13 protein-coding genes are annotated in these 16,265 nt (G+C 53.5%); 2 read left to right on the top strand and 11 right to left on the bottom strand.

The window, feature by feature from the left end; translation table 11 throughout:
- Positions 1–12: 12 nt before the first annotated feature.
- The gene (gene elyC, locus NXS97_RS06160) at positions 13–789 is read left to right on the top strand and encodes an envelope biogenesis factor ElyC (RefSeq protein WP_019106193.1); all 777 of its coding nucleotides are present in this window, start codon (positions 13–15) and stop codon (positions 787–789) included.
- Between the two features lie 97 nt (positions 790–886).
- Here elyC and kdsB read toward each other — a convergent pair whose 3' ends face one another.
- The 11 genes from kdsB to serC all read right to left on the bottom strand — a co-directional run bounded on the left by kdsB (position 887) and on the right by serC (position 13,870).
- Positions 887–1,636, bottom strand: a complete 750-nt coding sequence (gene kdsB / locus NXS97_RS06165) for a 3-deoxy-manno-octulosonate cytidylyltransferase (protein ID WP_013025247.1) — start codon at positions 1,634–1,636, stop codon at positions 887–889.
- Positions 1,633–1,815, bottom strand: coding sequence for a Trm112 family protein (locus NXS97_RS06170; RefSeq protein WP_259231808.1), 183 nt, complete (start codon positions 1,813–1,815; stop codon positions 1,633–1,635). The genes kdsB and NXS97_RS06170 overlap by 4 nt, the downstream gene beginning before the upstream one ends.
- An 85-nt stretch (positions 1,816–1,900) precedes the next feature.
- On the bottom strand, positions 1,901–3,118 hold the full coding sequence (locus tag NXS97_RS06175) for a winged helix-turn-helix domain-containing protein (RefSeq protein WP_014606191.1): 1,218 nt from the start codon (positions 3,116–3,118) through the stop codon (positions 1,901–1,903).
- A 24-nt stretch (positions 3,119–3,142) separates the two neighbouring features.
- On the bottom strand, positions 3,143–4,144 hold the full coding sequence (lpxK, locus tag NXS97_RS06180) for a tetraacyldisaccharide 4'-kinase (RefSeq protein ID WP_116219561.1): 1,002 nt from the start codon (positions 4,142–4,144) through the stop codon (positions 3,143–3,145).
- Positions 4,141–5,889 carry a lipid A ABC transporter ATP-binding protein/permease MsbA gene (msbA, locus tag NXS97_RS06185; RefSeq protein ID WP_013025243.1) on the bottom strand — a complete coding sequence of 583 codons (1,749 nt, stop codon included), beginning with the start codon at positions 5,887–5,889 and terminating at the stop codon, positions 4,141–4,143. Before msbA ends, lpxK begins: the two co-directional genes overlap by 4 nt.
- Before the next feature lie 34 nt (positions 5,890–5,923).
- Entirely contained in the window at positions 5,924–8,179 is a 2,256-nt protein-coding gene (locus tag NXS97_RS06190) for a DNA internalization-related competence protein ComEC/Rec2 (protein WP_078828578.1), read from the bottom strand.
- A 202-nt stretch (positions 8,180–8,381) separates the two neighbouring features.
- On the bottom strand, positions 8,382–8,666 hold the full coding sequence (gene ihfB / locus NXS97_RS06195; protein WP_003849360.1) for an integration host factor subunit beta: 285 nt from the start codon (positions 8,664–8,666) through the stop codon (positions 8,382–8,384).
- Positions 8,667–8,748: 82 nt separating this feature from the next.
- A complete protein-coding gene (gene rpsA, locus NXS97_RS06200) occupies positions 8,749–10,422 on the bottom strand; it encodes a 30S ribosomal protein S1 (protein WP_026021040.1) in 1,674 nt (557 codons plus the stop codon).
- A 122-nt stretch (positions 10,423–10,544) separates the two neighbouring features.
- Positions 10,545–11,225 carry a (d)CMP kinase gene (cmk, locus tag NXS97_RS06205; protein ID WP_014606194.1) on the bottom strand — a complete coding sequence of 227 codons (681 nt, stop codon included), beginning with the start codon at positions 11,223–11,225 and terminating at the stop codon, positions 10,545–10,547.
- 191 nt (positions 11,226–11,416) lie between these two features.
- On the bottom strand, positions 11,417–12,703 hold the full coding sequence (gene aroA / locus NXS97_RS06210; RefSeq protein ID WP_019106189.1) for a 3-phosphoshikimate 1-carboxyvinyltransferase: 1,287 nt from the start codon (positions 12,701–12,703) through the stop codon (positions 11,417–11,419).
- 81 nt (positions 12,704–12,784) lie between these two features.
- Complete coding sequence (gene serC / locus NXS97_RS06215; RefSeq protein ID WP_015700652.1) at positions 12,785–13,870, bottom strand: 3-phosphoserine/phosphohydroxythreonine transaminase; 1,086 nt, start codon at positions 13,868–13,870, stop codon at positions 12,785–12,787.
- A 309-nt stretch (positions 13,871–14,179) separates the two neighbouring features.
- Here serC and ycaO point away from each other — a divergent pair, with 309 nt between their 5' ends.
- Positions 14,180–15,943, top strand: coding sequence for a 30S ribosomal protein S12 methylthiotransferase accessory factor YcaO (ycaO, locus tag NXS97_RS06220; RefSeq protein ID WP_013025236.1), 1,764 nt, complete (start codon positions 14,180–14,182; stop codon positions 15,941–15,943).
- Positions 15,944–16,265 lie beyond the last annotated feature (322 nt).

Raw genomic sequence — 16,265 nt, forward strand, 5'->3', positions numbered from 1 at the left:
GAGGTTTTTTACATGGTTTTTATGCTGAAAAAGGCCGTCGGTAACCTGTTGCTGCCCTTGCCTTTTCTGCTTTTACTGATGGCGGCAGGCATTTTACTGCTTTGGTTCAGCCGCTGGCAGAAAAGCGGCAAAATACTCATCTCGGTGAGCTGGCTGATAATATTACTGATTAGCCTACAGCCTGTGGCAGACCGCCTGTTATTGCCGGTGGAGTCGCACTATTCGACATGGAATGGTAGCCAGAAAGTGGATTACATCGTGGTACTGGGTGGAGGCTATACCTACAATCCTGCCTGGGCACCCAGCTCAAACTTGTTGAATAACAGTTTGCCTCGCGTGACAGAGGGCGTGCGTCAGTGGCTGCGTAACCCGCAGGCAACGATGGTCTTTACCGGTGCTGCTGCAGGGCACAATCCCAAAAGTAATGCGTGGGTGGCCGCACAGGTCGCCGAAAGCCTTGGCGTACCTGACGCTCATATTCATATTCTGGATCAACCCAAGGATACTGAGCAGGAAGCGCGGGCGGTCAGCGCAGTGATCGGGCATCATTCCTTTTTGCTGGTCACATCAGCGAATCATATGCCGCGTGCCATGCGTTTCTTCCAGCAGGCAGGGCTTAACCCGATTGCCGCACCGGCGAACCAGTTGGCAATTACCTCCCCGCTCAACTGGTGGGAGCGGGCTTTTCCTTCTCCGCTGTGGATGGGCCACAGCGAACGCGCCATCTATGAAACGCTCGGCAGTGCATTGCAACGCATTAATCCCCCCGCCGAAACACCCGCTTCGTAAAAGCGTTGAAGGATGCGCACGACGCCGCGCGCATCCTTCAATCGGGTAATCAGAAGAGCGGAGAGCCGTAGTCACGCCCTGAAACTGACGGATGACCTCAGCCGCGCATGGCAGCGCGCACACGAATTAGGTCCTCTGGCGTATCGACCCCAACGCCCGGCACCGTTTTTGCTACCGCCACGTGAATCTTTTCGCCGTACCACAGCACCCGGAGCTGCTCGAGTAATTCAATCTGCTCAAGGGGACAAGGTGCCCAGTCGATGTAACGGCGAATAAAGCCTGCCCGGTAGGCGTAAATGCCAATGTGCCGGAGCAGCGTATCGCCGATGCGATCGCGTGATTCCGCATAGCGCTCGCGGTCCCAGGGAATGGTCGCACGAGAAAAATACAGCGCATAGCCTTTGGCATCCATAACGACTTTCACGGCGTTAGGATTAAAGGCTTCTTCTGCATCGGTAATGGGCACGGCCAGCGTCGCCATACCGGCCTCAGACTGCGCCAGATTATTCGCCACCTGGTGCACGATTTCGGCCGGGATCATAGGCTCATCGCCCTGAACATTGACGATAATTTGATCGTCTGCGAACTGATACTTCTCAATCACTTCGGCAAGGCGTTCTGTGCCTGAATGATGATCGGCGCGCGTCATGCAGACTTCGCCTCCCGACGCTTCCACTGCGCTGGCCACATCCGGGTGATCGGTCGCCACGATAACCCGGCTGGCACCGGATTCGCGCGCGCGTTCCATCACATGTACCACCATCGGCTTGCCATGAATATCGACCAAGGGTTTACCGGGTAGACGGGTTGAGGCATAACGAGCAGGAATGATGGCAATAAAACTCATGGATGGATCTCTTCAACCGACAACGTACGGGCTTCCTTTTCCAACAGGACCGGAATGCCATCGCGCACCGGAAAAGCCAGTGCATCGGGCTTGCAGATCAGTTCTTGCTGTTCGTTGTTGTAATACAGCTTGCCATTGCAAACCGGGCAGGCAACGATTTCGAGTAAACGGTGATCCATATATCCTCCATCACGGACCGATAGCGTAAGCGCTAAAGCATATCACAGCGTTGATAAGAGCGGGTAAACCACACCGGTTGTGGCATCACGAATTATCCAGCGACCATAACCGCGGCCAGTGTGCCCGCAATGCCGGAGGAGCCTGCTGTAACACGACCGTCTCTGCACCCTGCCAGCGCGCGAAACGGGTAATTGCCCGTTGTGCATCCTGGAGAAAGGAGGTGGTGACAGAGACGTCGTGCTCCAGCCAGATATTTTTGATCTCCAACTGACGTGACGCGCGAATCATTCGTGCATCCAGCCGGGCTTTAAGCTGACCACGATGCAGCAAAGGTAAAACGAAGTAACCGTACCTGCGCTTTTCGGCAGGCGTGTAGCATTCGATACGGTAGTCAAAATCAAACAGTTCTCGCGCCCGCTTTCGATCCCAGACTACGGGATCAAATGGGGATAACAGCGCGGTGTGCGTCGCTTTCAAAGGCGTCGTTAATCCGGGCAGCGCGCTCTGGTGCAGCCACATCGCGCCCATCCCCTTGACCTCGACCGGAATAATGTCTCCCGCGACCTGCGCCGATTGGATAAAGGCTTTGATCGGTGCCTGTTTCAGCCGGTAATAATCGGCCAGCCATTCACTGCGAAAAATCCCCAGGCTGCGCGCACTGTTCATCAACATCAATTGGATCGCTTCATCCTCGCCGATCGCGTGGATCGCATCCTGCCAGTCCGGCATCACCCGGGTGCGTAAATCGTAGACTCGCTGAAAATTTCGGCGCTCTGCTACCATCAATTCACCTGCGCTAAACAGATTTTCGAGATGCCGCTTGTGCGGTTTCCACGCCCACCATCCCGGTTTATGATTTTTTTCGGTGGCAAAATCGGCCGATCTGACGGGGCCGTTATCGCGGATGTAGGTCAGTAAATCGGCCATCTCCTGCTGATACTCGGCAGCCCATTGCGCACTGTATTTCCAGCCCAGGCGTTCGGGCGAGAGCATGCGATGTCGCAGTAATTTGTAATCGTTGCGCGGAATAAAGCAGGCTTCGTGGGCCCAGTACTCAAAAATGTCCCCCTGAGCCAGGGATGTATCCAGCCAGGATTGAGGGTAATCCCCTAAACGACTAAACAGCACCAGATAAGGGCTTCGGGCAACCACATTGATGGTGTCGATTTGTAGTAAGGCCATTCGGGTAATACAGTCTGGAATGTCCTGCTGACGCGCCCGGCGGGCTGCCGGACGGAGCAGACCCTGAGCTGCGAGGTGGATGTTACGTGCCTGCTGTCGCGAAAGTGAATGTATGCTCATTCTCTTCCTTATCAGATGGGGAGGTTAGTACTTTGCCCGGTGTGCAGACGTACGGCAAAGGTTTTCTATATCCTCTAACAGCAAGGTGGCTGCCTCGGCGTGCAGTTGTGCATCAACCGGCAGATACCACCACGAGGGTTGTGCGAATGCCCGGCACTTAACCGCATCTTTTTCGGTCATCAACAGCATCTGCTCAGGCTGCAGCAGACGTGAAAGTTCTTCTTCGCTGTAAGCATGGTGGTCGGCAAAAGCGATTTCCGCTACAGGCGTTAACCCCTGCTGCTTTAAGGTATTAAAGAAGCGTGGCGGATGACCAATTCCCGCCATAGCAACAACGTTATGAAAGGTGCTGAGCGGGCGTTGTTCGCCGCTCAGCAGATGCGTCGCCCTGCCCGGGCGCAGTTGCATCGCAATTTCACCTGCCTGCGGTTCGCCGCCGTTGACGATAACGGCATCCACCGTTTTGAGACGTGAAGCGCGTTCGCGCATTGGGCCAGCAGGTAACCACCAGCCGTTGCCGAAACGGCGCACGCCATCCACCACGACAATCTCCCGATCGCGCTGCAAGGCGTAATGCTGCAGACCATCGTCAGTCACAATCAGATCCAGTTCGTGATGCTTCAGGAGAAGGTCAATGGCCTCACGGCGGCGCGGCGCAACAGCCACGGGCGCAGCCGTGCGCTGGGCGATCAGAACGGGTTCGTCACCCGCCTGTTCAGTGGCGGTTGCGGCAGTGACCTGCAACGGATAATGGTCTGCTTTACCGCCATAGCCTCGTGAAATCACGCCAACACGCAGGCCGCGTTGTTGCAGGGCCTCTACCAGCCAAATCACCACCGGCGTTTTGCCGTTCCCGCCTGCGGTTAAATTCCCGACCACCACGACAGGCACGGGCGCACGCCAGCTTTTGCGCCAGCCGCGTTGAAAACTGAAGCGGATCAATGCCGTAATCGCCCCGTATAGCACACTAAGTGGCCATAGCAGTACCCATAAAGGCGATCGCCGGCTCCAGATGCGCTCAATCATTGGCCAAATTGCATTTTATGAAGTTGGGCATAGGCGCCTTTTTCCGCAAGGAGCACGGCATGCGTGCCGCGCTCGATAATTTTGCCCTCTTCCACGACCACAATTTCATCCGCTTTTTCGATAGTCGACAGGCGGTGTGCAATCACCAGGGAAGTACGGTTTTTCTGCAACTCATCCAGGGCTGACTGAATAGCACGCTCAGATTCCGTATCCAGCGCCGAAGTGGCCTCGTCAAGAATCAGGATAGGACAGTCGCGCAGTAACGCACGCGCAATGGCGATACGTTGACGCTGACCGCCAGACAACAGGACGCCGTTTTCGCCGATAACCGTATCCAGCCCTTTATCCATTTTATTGATAAAATCCATGGCATGAGCCATGGTCGCCGCTTTTTCAATCTCCTCACGGCTGTACTGCTCGCTGCGCGCATAGGCAATGTTATTGGCGACGGTATCATTAAACAGGTGCACATTTTGCGACACCAGCGCGACCTGATTACGCAATGACGATAAGGTGTACTCGCGCAAATCGTAGCCATCCAGCAAAATGTTGCCCTGCTGAATATCATAAAAACGGGTCAGCAGGCTTGCCATGGTCGATTTACCCGAGCCTGAACGCCCCACCAGGGCTACCGTTTTGCCTGCCGGCAGCGCCAGATTAATGTCTTTCAAGGCAGGCGTTTCACGGCCCGGATAGGTAAATGTCACATTACGGAACTCGACATCCCCTTTTGCGCGGGTAATTTCACGCTTACCGTTGTCAATTTCCTGCTCGCTGTCCAGAATGGAGAACAGCGTCTGGCAGGCCGCCATACCACGCTGGAACTGAGCATTCACGTTGGTCAGTGACTTCAGCGGGCGCATCAGCGCAATCATGGATGAGAACACCACAGTGATCGTACCGGCGGTCAAGGTATCCATCACGCTGGGGAAACTCGCCGCATAAAGCACAAACGCCAGCGCCAGCGAGGCAATCAGCTGAATAACCGGATCGGAGATCGAGGACGCTGACACCAGCTTCATACCCTGCTGGCGCATACGGTTGCTGACCTTGGCAAAACGCGCCGATTCGATTTCCTGTCCGCCAAAAATCAGCACTTCTTTATGCCCTTTCAGCATCTGCTCGGCACTGGTTGTCACCTGCCCCATGGTGTTTTGCATGGATTTGCTGATGTTGCGGAAACGCTTCGACACCATACGAATGGCAAAGGAAACAATGGGGGCGAGCACGATGAGAATCAGCGACAGCTGCCAGCTGTAATAGAACATCATGATAAACAGGCCGATGATGGACGCGCCTTCGCGCACGACCGTGACCAGTGCGCCTGATGAAGACGATGCAACCTGCTCCGAGTCATAGGTGATACGCGAGAGGAGCGTACCCGTAGACTGCTGATCGAAGAAGGCCACCGGCATGCCCATCATATGACTGAACAGACGCCGACGCATGTTCATGACCACATTCCCGGATACCCAGGAAATGCAGTAGCTGGAAATATAGCTACTTACGCCGCGAACCAGCATCAAGCCAATAACTGCCAACGGCATCCACAGCATCACGGACCTGTCCGCTTTACCAAAGCCGTCATCCAGCAAAGGCTTCAACAGGGAGAGCATTAACGTATCGCCTGCGGCATTAATAATCAGGGCCGTAGCCGCCACAATTAAGCCAGCTTTGTTGGGTGCGATCATCGGCCAGAGTCGACGGAATGTCTGCCACGTTGAGAGATCTTTATCTTGATGCATTATTTATTCACGTTGTTGGAAATAGCCGGCCATTCTACCTGGATTCGCGTTTGACGCCAAACCACTGATGATACCAACGGGGCATTAATTGTTCTCTGAGGGTAAAAACCTGCATTTTACCTTTACCAACTCTGATGCTTATCTGTCCAGATTGCCCTGTATCGAGCCAGTTATAGCCATATTCATGGTAATTACGTAATACAGGTTTAGCCGGCATTCGCCATGCATTGTAGCGCGCCAGAGAGGCAATCGCGGTGTGTCCGGCCACGCTACGAAGCAGTAATCGGGAGGATGACGTGCGGCTGCCATGATGGGGAACCTGCAAAATATCGGCTTTTAGCTGCTGCTTCTCCAGCCTGACCAACTGCTGCTCAGCCAGTTTTTCCAGATCGCCGGTCAGCAACAGCCGGACATTTCCGTCATCAACGCTCACCACGCAGGAGTCGTTATTTTCACCTTTATTGGGTGAACTGAGTGGCCAGAGCACGCTGAAATTTAGCTGCTTCCAACGCCATGTTGCTCCCCGAACGCAGGCCAAATGGTGCGTTCCCTCCAGGCTGCTGCGCACCTTTATCCCAGGCCAGCGTTGCAGAATGGCAGCGAGCCCGCCGGTATGATCGAGATGTCTGTGGCTTAGGATAACCTCCTGCAGTACCAGACCTTTATGTTGTAACCAGGGCGTAATCACGCGTGTTCCTGCATCACTGTGTTGCCAGCGTGGCCCCGTATCGTACAACACGGCCTCACGGCCCTGACTGATGACCACGCTCAAGCCATGCCCGACATCCAGCATATCAATGCGCCATTCCCTTTCCGGTTTATAGTGGCGGGAAAACACCATGGCCAGTGCGATAGCGCTGCAGCTCCACGGCAGGCTGAACAGTGCACCAGTGCGCCAGACCAGCAAGCCGCCCCACACCATGAGCATAAAAAAGGCTGCCCCCTGCAATGGCCACCAGCCCGGCGGCAACAGCGCCAGGCTGGTTAACAGAAAACGAAGAGAGCCATCTGCCGCCAGCCAAAACCAGGTGGAGAGTGCCGGCACCGGTAGCAGCATCGCAACCAGTATTAACGGCACCGTGACAAATGACACCACCGGGATGGCCAGCAGATTGGCTATCAGCGCCGTTATACTAATGCCGTTGAACAAGCCCGCCTGTAACGGCAGCATCAAAATCATCATGCCTGACTGCAGGTGGAGAAGCTGTATCGGTAACCAGCGGCGTGCGTGCCGAAAGCGCGCCGCCAGTGGGAACCAGTGGTACCAGGTCAACAGCATGCCCACCGCCAACACAGAAAGCCAGAAGCTGTCAGAGAGTACCGTAAGCGGATCGACGGCAAGCAGTAAACCCACACACAGCGTCCAGACTTGCCAGCTACTCAACTGCACGCCAACGAAACGTGTTACAGCCCAGAGTGTCAGTGCCAGTAATGCTCGCTGCGCAGGTGCATGCGCGCCGGAAAGCCAGGTATACAGCGCGGCAAAAAGCCAGCCCATAATGACAGGATACAGATAGCTGACAGCGCGGGCCGGAAACAGAATCTGGCTTCCTCGTGCCAGTAACCACCCTGTCCCTGCTGCCAAAGCAATGTGCATGCCTGAAATTGCCATAAGGTGCGCGGTACCGGTCTCCCTTAACAGCTGTCGGGTCGCCTCGCTGAGGTTGTCCCGGATGCCAAAGGCTAACGCTTCAAGCGTGGCTGAGGCAGGCAAGTGGCCGTTTTGCTGACGATGGTGAGTGATAAATCGCCAGCGCACGCTGCAGGAGGCGTGCGTGATGGTCTGGGAAACAATACGGCCCTGCACGGGTGCATGATTCGCCATGGCGAAGCGCTGCGCATCAAACGCCCCTTCGTTGAGCCTGGCATGCACCGCTCTCAGCCTGAGCATCATCTTTCCACGCTGACCGGGGCAATACTCACTGGCGTTATCCGGCAACGAAAGCCACGCAAAGCGCGGCGGAAAGAGAATGTGATCGTCCACTTTTAGCAATCTGACTCTGATGCGCGAATGCGCCTGATGGACGTCCTCAATTTGCACATCAAACTTCCCCGGGGCAGCAATCATCATTTCGGTGTCTTTTACCAGTGATTGTGCATTAAAAAGCCCCCAGGCCGTGAACAGGAGCGCCACGCCGGCGATGCGGATCCTGCGATGAGACAAGGCAAGCAGGCAGACACCACTCAACAGCAGCACCACTATGGTGAAAGGGGAAGGAAGCCCGGGTAACACCAGTAAGGGTAACGTCGTGATCGCGGCGATTCTTGCCAGTAAAATCCATGTCAACATAATGCATCCCGCTCCTGTCGTGCCACAAGTATGCCGCACGACTTCTCAGGATAAAGCGTATTCGTTGTTCACCAGGTGAAGGATCGCAGTAAAAATCGGCCGTTGCAGCGAAGAGACATTTTTCTGGAAGAGAGATCCATCGCAGGTGACAGGCAAAAAAAAACGACATCCGGAGATGTCGTTTAGGCGGTTCGGTATCGGCTTAGCCGTAAATGTTTGCACGGTCACGCAGTTCTTTGCCCGGCTTGAAGTGGGGAACGTATTTACCTTCCAGATCCACTTTGTCACCCGTTTTCGGGTTACGACCGGTGCGCGGAGCACGATAATGCAACGAAAAGCTGCCGAATCCCCGGATTTCAATGCGTTCGCCCTGTGCCAGCGTCGTGGCCATGTGCTCCAGCATTTCTTTGACTGCATCCTCAACGACTTTCGCCGGTATATGAGTATGCTGTCCCGCCAGCCTTTCAATCAGTTCTGACTTGGTCATGTAACCTCCGGTTAATCCCTACAGGAATGTATGACAGCTTTTACCGAAACCGGGCGAATAAATCCGCCCGGTGCAAGGTCGATTACTCGCCTTTAGCCGCTTTGAACGCTTCAGCCATAGCGCTAGAGAAGTTGCCTTCTTCCTGTTTGGTGTTAACAGTATTGATGGCTTCTTTCTCGTCAGCCTGGTCTTTCGCACGAACAGACAGGCTAACAACGCGGTTTTTACGGTCAACGCCGGTGAATTTAGCTTCAACGTCGTCGCCTACGTTCAGAACCAGCGTAGCGTCTTCGATGCGGTCCAGTGAAGCTTCAGAAGCGCGCAGGTAACCTTCAACGCCGTCTGCTAATTCAACTGTAGCACCTTTAGCATCAACTGCAGTCACTTTACCGGTGACGATGGCACCTTTCTTGTTCAAAGTGATGTAGTTGTTGAACGGATCTTCTGCCAGCTGTTTAACGCCCAGAGAGATACGCTCGCGCTCTGCATCAACCTGCAGTACAACGGCAGCGATTTCGTCACCTTTTTTGTACTCACGAACGGCTTCTTCGCCAGTCGCGTTCCAGGAGATGTCAGACAGGTGAACCAGACCGTCGATGCCGCCGTCCAGGCCGATGAAGATACCGAAGTCAGTGATTGACTTGATTTTACCTTCAACGCGATCGCCTTTATTGTGAGTCTCGGCGAACTGCTGCCATGGGTTAGATTTGCACTGCTTCAGACCCAGGGAGATACGACGACGCTCTTCATCGATGTCCAGAACCATTACTTCAACCACATCGCCTACGTTAACAACTTTAGACGGATGGATGTTTTTGTTGGTCCAGTCCATTTCTGAAACGTGTACCAGACCTTCAACGCCTTCTTCGATTTCTACGAAGCAGCCGTAATCAGTCAGGTTGGTCACACGACCAGTCAGCTTGGTGCCTTCTGGATAGCGCTTAGCGATAGCCACCCATGGATCTTCGCCCAGCTGCTTCAGACCCAGAGATACACGGGTACGCTCGCGGTCGAATTTCAGGACTTTAACGTTGATTTCATCGCCAACATTCACGATCTCGCTTGGATGCTTAACGCGCTTCCAGGCCATATCAGTAATGTGCAGCAGGCCGTCAACGCCGCCCAGATCAACGAACGCACCGTAGTCAGTCAGGTTCTTAACGATACCTTTGACTTCCATGCCTTCCTGCAGGTTTTCCAGCAGCTGATCGCGCTCTGCACTGTTCTCAGATTCGATAACCGCACGACGTGAAACCACGACGTTGTTGCGTTTCTGATCCAGCTTGATCACTTTGAATTCAAGCTCTTTGCCTTCCAGGTGCAGCGTGTCACGCACTGGACGCACATCTACCAGTGAACCTGGCAGAAACGCACGGATACCGTTCAGCTCAACTGTGAAGCCACCTTTGACTTTGCCGTTGATAATACCGGTAACAGTTTCAGCTTCTTCGTAAGCTTTTTCCAGCGTGATCCAAGCTTCATGACGCTTAGCTTTCTCACGGGACAGCAGAGTTTCACCGAAGCCGTCTTCCACTGCGTCCAGAGCAACGTCAACTTCGTCACCAACCTGGATTTCCAGTTCGCCGGCTGCGTTTTTGAACTGCTCTGCAGGAATTGCAGATTCAGATTTCAGGCCCGCATCAACCAGAACAACGTCTTTGTCGATAGAGACTACGACGCCACGAACGATGGAACCCGGGCGGGTTTCGATTTCTTTCAGAGATTCTTCAAATAGTTGAGCAAAAGATTCAGTCATATTGATAATCTTAGGATTCTTCAATTTAACGTCCATCTGACTTCATGTCGGATGGGGTTGTTTCACATGCCCTGCACCGGATCCCTGGCACAGGGTTAATACAATTCGTTTAAACCAAAATGTTAAATGCCCAGCGTTTTGCGGGCATAATCTAGCGCTTTATCAATAACTTGCTCGATAGACATCTGTGTTGAATCCAACACTAACGCATCTTCAGCAGGCACTAATGGCGCTATAGCGCGGTTACGATCGCGGTCGTCGCGCTCTTTTATCTCGGCTAAAAGGCGATCAAAGTTAACATTAAAGCCCTTGTCCTGCAACTGTAGCATACGTCGTTCTGCACGGACTTCCGGGCTGGCATCAAGGAAAATCTTCACAGGCGCGTCGGGGAAAACAACGGTTCCCATATCACGCCCATCGGCAATCAGGCCGGGAGCCTCGCGAAAGGCGCGCTGGCGGCGTAACAGGGCTTCACGCACGCGAGGAAATGCCGCAACGCGCGACGCGGTATTGCTCACTTCCTGGGTGCGAATTTCGCTGGTGACTTCTTCGCCTTCAAGGATGACCTGCATCTCACCGTTCTGTGAGATGAAGCGCACATCAAGGTGAGCGGCAATCGGCACCAGTCCTTCTTCAGATTCGATATCAACCTGGTGATGTAATGCAGCTAACGCCAGAACACGGTAAATCGCGCCAGAGTCCAGTAAATGCCACTGCAATGCTTCCGCCATCGCTTTGCACAGGGTGCCCTTTCCCGCACCACTTGGCCCATCAATAGTTATGACCGGGGCAGTTGCTGTCATTATTCCCTCCTGTTGCTGCGCGCATTTTGGCCAGTTGGCCATCACAAATGTCGGGCATTATACGCTGCCCTGCGACACGGCGTTACCCTTAAGAGAGAAGGTTAGGCGAAATTTCGTCTGAAAAAGGGCTTTTTGACGCGAGAAATGAGACAGGGAAAACGGCCCGGTGAAATACTCACCGGGCACAGGACTCAGGCGTTATGGCTAATTTTTGCCAGCTGCTCAAAATAGTCAGGGAAGGTTTTAGCAGTACAGCCCGGGTCAAGAATTGTTACGGGCGTATCTGATAACGCCACCAGCGAAAAACACATAGCCATACGATGGTCGTTATAGGTTCCGATGTCAGCATGCATCAGCTTAGCCGGCGGGGTAACACGGATAAAGTCGTGCCCTTCTTCGACTTCAGCCCCGACTTTACGGAGTTCTGTTGCCATCGCCGTCAGGCGGTCGGTTTCTTTAACCCGCCAGTTGTAGATATTGCGCAGTTGGGTCGTGCCTTCAGCAAACAGCGCGGCAGTGGCAATTGTCATCGCGGCATCGGGAATATGGTTCATATCCATATCAATAGCCTGCAGCTTGCCCGCCGTACAGGCAATGAAATCGTCACCCCACTCGATGGTGGCACCCATTTTTTCCAGCACGTCGGCAAAACGAATATCGCCTTGTACGCTATGACGACCGATACCGGTCACGCGCACAGTGCCGCCTTTAATCGCGGCCGCCGCCAGGAAATAGGACGCAGAAGACGCATCGCCCTCCACCAGATACTCCCCCGGTGACTGATACTGCTGTTTTCCCTGGATCAGGAAATGCTGGTAGTGCTGATTTTCAACCTCCACGCCAAAACAGCGCATCAGGTGCAGGGTAATGTCGATGTAGGGTTTCGAGACCAGATCGCCTTTAATCGTGATTCGCGTGTCTTCTTGAGCTAACGGCGCCGTCATCAGCAACGCGGTCAAAAACTGACTGGATACGCTACCGTCAACGGTGACCTCTCCGCCCGTAAAGCCGCCAAGCAGACGAACAGGTGGATAATCCGTATTCTCAAGGTAATCGATTTGGGCGCCGCCCTGACGTAGCGCGTCAACCAGATGCCCTATCGGCCGCTCTTTCATCCGCGGTTCGCCCGTCAGCACCACATCCTGCTCGCCAAGGCACAGCGCCGCAGCCAGCGGACGCATAGCCGTACCAGCATTGCCCAGGAAGAGTTCAACGGGTTGTGACGCCTGAAGCGGTCCGCCCTTTCCGGTAACGTCGCAAACGGTACGATCGCTGGAAAGCGTGAAATCGACGCCCAGAGCCTTAAGCGCATTAAGCATGTGCTTAACATCATCACTGTCCAGCAGATTAGTGAGTCGGGTTTTGCCGTTCGCCAATGCGGCCAGCAGCAGCGCGCGGTTTGAAACACTCTTGGAGCCGGGCAAATTAACCGTGCCATTTACGCGAGCAATGGGCTGAAGGGTCAGGGAATCTTGCATGTGAAACTCTATCCTCAAAAAAACGACAACTCCGCCGTATGGCGGAGTCAGGTGTCAGCAATCCCACTGACTGGGGAATAATCAGCCGTGGCGGCGTTCGAAATCGATCATGAAGTCTGTGAGGGCTTTAACACCTTCCAGCGGCATCGCATTGTAGATGGATGCACGCATGCCGCCAACAACGCGATGGCCTTTCAAGGCATGCAAACCTGCTTTAAATGACTCTTCCAGGAACAGGCTGTCGAGTGACGCATCCGCAAGTTGGAAAGGAATATTCATTCGCGAACGGTTCAGCAGAGCGACATCGTTACGGTAGAAATCACTCTTATCAATGAGGTCGTAAAGCAAGCCCGCTTTTGCCTGATTAATTTTTTCAATTTCACCGACGCCGCCTTTCTGCTTCAGCCACTTGAATACCAGACCGCTCAGGTACCAGGCGAACGTTGGCGGCGTGTTGAACATGGAGTCGTTTTCCGCCAGAACACTGTAATCCAGAATGGAAGGCACACTTTGATGCGCTTTACCTAACAGATCGTCCCGGACGATGACCAGCGTAATGCCCGCCGGACCAATATTTTTCTGCGCGCCGGCATAAATCACGCCATAGCGGCTGACATCAATAGAGCGGGATAAAATCGTGGAAGAGAGATCGGCAACGACGACCTTGTCGCCAAAATCAGGTTCTTCATCAATGGCAACGCCGTCAATGGTTTCATTCGGGCAGAAGTGCAAATAGGCTGCCGCATCGCTGACGTCCCACTCACGCATAGGCAGAATGGCGCGTTTTCCCTCAAGGGTCGTTTTGACATCCAGCGTGCGGGGAGAACAATATTTTGCCGCTTCTTTAATGGCGCTGTGCGCCCAGTAGCCGCCGTCGGCATAATCCGCACTGGTGGCGCTGCCCAGCAGGTTACCCGGTACCGCAGCAAACTGCGCACGTGCGCCGCCGTGGCAGAATAAAACTTTGTAATTAGAGGGGATTTTTAGCAGATCACGGAAGTCCGCTTCCGCTTCCTCGGCCACCTGAATAAACTCCTTACTGCGGTGACTGATCTCCATTACTGAAGTCCCCAGACCATGCCAGTTTGTCAATTCTTGTTCTGCACGGCGGAGCACTTCGCTCGGCAGCATCGCTGGCCCAGAGCTAAAATTATAAATTTGCGTCATTTCCCTCACCACTGTCATATCGAACGGTTATGAATAACGATTCGGTTTTATCACTGCATTCTGGTGGCTGCAATCATAAATCTAACACCGGTCACATTTTTTCAGCACGGCGCACCGGAGGTTATGTTACCAATGCAAGCCAACACAAAATATTGTGAGGGACGTTCCTTTCACTCGCTGCCGGTATTGGCAGACAAACCCTGACATGAGAAAACGTCCAGTAAAATTGCAGCGACTTGATAGCGAACAGGCGGTAAAAAACGTATCATTGCGCGCTTTAGGCACCCTATTCACAGAGAGAGCGGCACCATGACGCAAACTTTTATCCCGGGCAAAGATGCCGCCCTGGAAGACTCCATTACGCGTTTCCAGACCAAACTGCAGGATCTGGGCTTTAATATAGAAGAAGCTTCCTGGCTTAATCCCGTTCCACACGTCTGGTCTGTGCATATTCGCGACCGCGACTGTCCACTCTGCTTTACCAATGGCAAAGGTGCCAGCAAGAAAGCCGCCCTGGCTTCCGCATTGGGTGAATATTTTGAGCGCCTGTCCACGAACTATTTTTTTGCCGATTTCTGGCTGGGTAACCGCATCGCTCAAGGCGATTTTGTTCATTACCCCAATGAAAAATGGTTTGCGCTTCCGGAAGATGACAGCCTGCCAGAGGGGATCCTGGACTCACGCCTGCGTGCCTTTTACGATCCTGAAAATGCGGTGGCCGCATCAGACCTGATCGATCTCCAGTCGGGTAACAGCGAGCGCGGTATTTGCGCCCTGCCTTTTACCCGCCAGTCCGATCAGCAAACCGTCTATATCCCGATGAACATCATTGGCAACCTTTACGTATCGAACGGCATGTCGGCCGGCAATACGGCCAATGAAGCGCGGGTGCAGGGATTATCCGAGGTCTTTGAGCGCTACATTAAGAACCGTATCATTGCCGAATCGATCAGCCTCCCAGCCATCCCTGAGTCAGTGATGGCGCGCTACCCTTCCGTGGTCGAGGCCATTGCGCGCCTGGAAGCTGAAGGCTTCCCAATCTTTGCGTATGACGCGTCGCTGGGCGGTAAATATCCGGTTATCTGTGTGGTCCTGTTTAACCCTGCCAATGGCACCTGTTTCGCGTCCTTCGGTGCGCATCCGGACTTTGGCGTTGCGCTGGAGCGCACCGTTACTGAACTGCTCCAGGGCCGCAGCCTCAAGGATTTGGACGTCTTTACCCCACCCACCTTTGATGATGAAGAAGTGGCAGAGCACGCCAATCTGGAAACCCACTTTATTGATTCAAGCGGCCTGATTTCCTGGGATATGTTTAAAGAAACGGCCGATTATCCGTTTGTTGACTGGACGTTTGCTGGCACTACCGAGCAAGAGTTCAGCACGCTGATGGCCATTTTTGCTGCCGAAGATCAGGAAGTTTATATCGCGGACTACGAGCACTTAGGCGTTTATGCCTGCCGCATTATTGTGCCGGGCATGTCCGATATCTATCCGGCCGAAGACCTGCTGCTGGCAAATAACAGCATGGGCGCAGGCATTCGTGACACGCTGCTTGCCCTGCCCGGCAGCAACTGGAATCCAGAAGAGTACCTTGATCTCATTTCGCAGTTGGATGAAGAAGGTTTTGATGACTTCACCCGCGTCCGTGAGTTACTTGGCCTGGCAACGGGTAAAGATAATGGCTGGTATACCTTACGCATCGGGGAGCTTAAAGCCATGCTTGCGCTGGCCGGCGGCGATCTGGATCAGGCATTGATCTGGACAGAATGGACCATGGAATTCAACGGCTCCGTGTTCAGCCCAGCGCGGGCAAATTATTATCGTTGCCTGCAAACTCTGCTACTTCTGGCCATGGAAGACGAGCGTAATCCACTGGAATATCACGCCGCCTTTGTCCGTATGTATGGCGCAGAGGCGGTAGAAGCGGCATCCGCAGCCATCAGTGGTGAAGCAGCCTTCAACGGTCTTCAGTCGGTAGACAGCGACCTGACCGCTTTCCCTGCTCATCAGGCGCTACTGGCGGCTTATGAAAAATTGCAGCGTGCCAAACGCCGCTACTGGGAAAATGCCTAAGCTGGCGTTGAACATTCACGCGGGTTAGCCTGACAATCATGCCTGAGGCACTGAACCTGTTCAGTGCCTTTTTATTGATCCTTATGTATTCCTGCCATTAATAGATTAATGTCATTATTTTTCTGCTAAATAGCGACACCAACAACCTATCTTATTAACAAATCTTCAATATTTCAGCCTTGATTACGCCCTCTCGTTAAACAAAACCTGTATTATTTAAAATAAATTTATTCATTATTTTTCATGACGTTAGTTCCAAAAACCACCTTTCTTGTTAAACCTTTACCGTTGTTGCTCTGCTGGACATGATCTATATCAACTT

The sequence above is a fragment of the Pantoea sp. B623 genome (assembly GCF_024814475.1).
GTDB lineage: Bacteria > Pseudomonadota > Gammaproteobacteria > Enterobacterales > Enterobacteriaceae > Pantoea > Pantoea ananatis.

What these genes read in the sequence shown, in the direction of transcription:
- aroA (WP_019106189.1), bottom strand. Translation starts at nt 12,703, where the DNA reads ATGCAAGATTCCCTGACCCTTCAGCCCATTGCTCGCGTAAATGGCACG.
- elyC (WP_019106193.1), top strand. Translation starts at nt 13, where the DNA reads ATGGTTTTTATGCTGAAAAAGGCCGTCGGTAACCTGTTGCTGCCCTTG.
- lpxK (WP_116219561.1), bottom strand. Translation starts at nt 4,144, where the DNA reads ATGATTGAGCGCATCTGGAGCCGGCGATCGCCTTTATGGGTACTGCTA.
- rpsA (WP_026021040.1), bottom strand. Translation starts at nt 10,422, where the DNA reads ATGACTGAATCTTTTGCTCAACTATTTGAAGAATCTCTGAAAGAAATC.
- NXS97_RS06190 (WP_078828578.1), bottom strand. Translation starts at nt 8,179, where the DNA reads ATGTTGACATGGATTTTACTGGCAAGAATCGCCGCGATCACGACGTTA.
- cmk (WP_014606194.1), bottom strand. Translation starts at nt 11,225, where the DNA reads ATGACAGCAACTGCCCCGGTCATAACTATTGATGGGCCAAGTGGTGCG.
- kdsB (WP_013025247.1), bottom strand. Translation starts at nt 1,636, where the DNA reads ATGAGTTTTATTGCCATCATTCCTGCTCGTTATGCCTCAACCCGTCTA.
- ihfB (WP_003849360.1), bottom strand. Translation starts at nt 8,666, where the DNA reads ATGACCAAGTCAGAACTGATTGAAAGGCTGGCGGGACAGCATACTCAT.
- ycaO (WP_013025236.1), top strand. Translation starts at nt 14,180, where the DNA reads ATGACGCAAACTTTTATCCCGGGCAAAGATGCCGCCCTGGAAGACTCC.
- serC (WP_015700652.1), bottom strand. Translation starts at nt 13,870, where the DNA reads ATGACGCAAATTTATAATTTTAGCTCTGGGCCAGCGATGCTGCCGAGC.
- msbA (WP_013025243.1), bottom strand. Translation starts at nt 5,889, where the DNA reads ATGCATCAAGATAAAGATCTCTCAACGTGGCAGACATTCCGTCGACTC.
- NXS97_RS06170 (WP_259231808.1), bottom strand. Translation starts at nt 1,815, where the DNA reads ATGGATCACCGTTTACTCGAAATCGTTGCCTGCCCGGTTTGCAATGGC.
- NXS97_RS06175 (WP_014606191.1), bottom strand. Translation starts at nt 3,118, where the DNA reads ATGAGCATACATTCACTTTCGCGACAGCAGGCACGTAACATCCACCTC.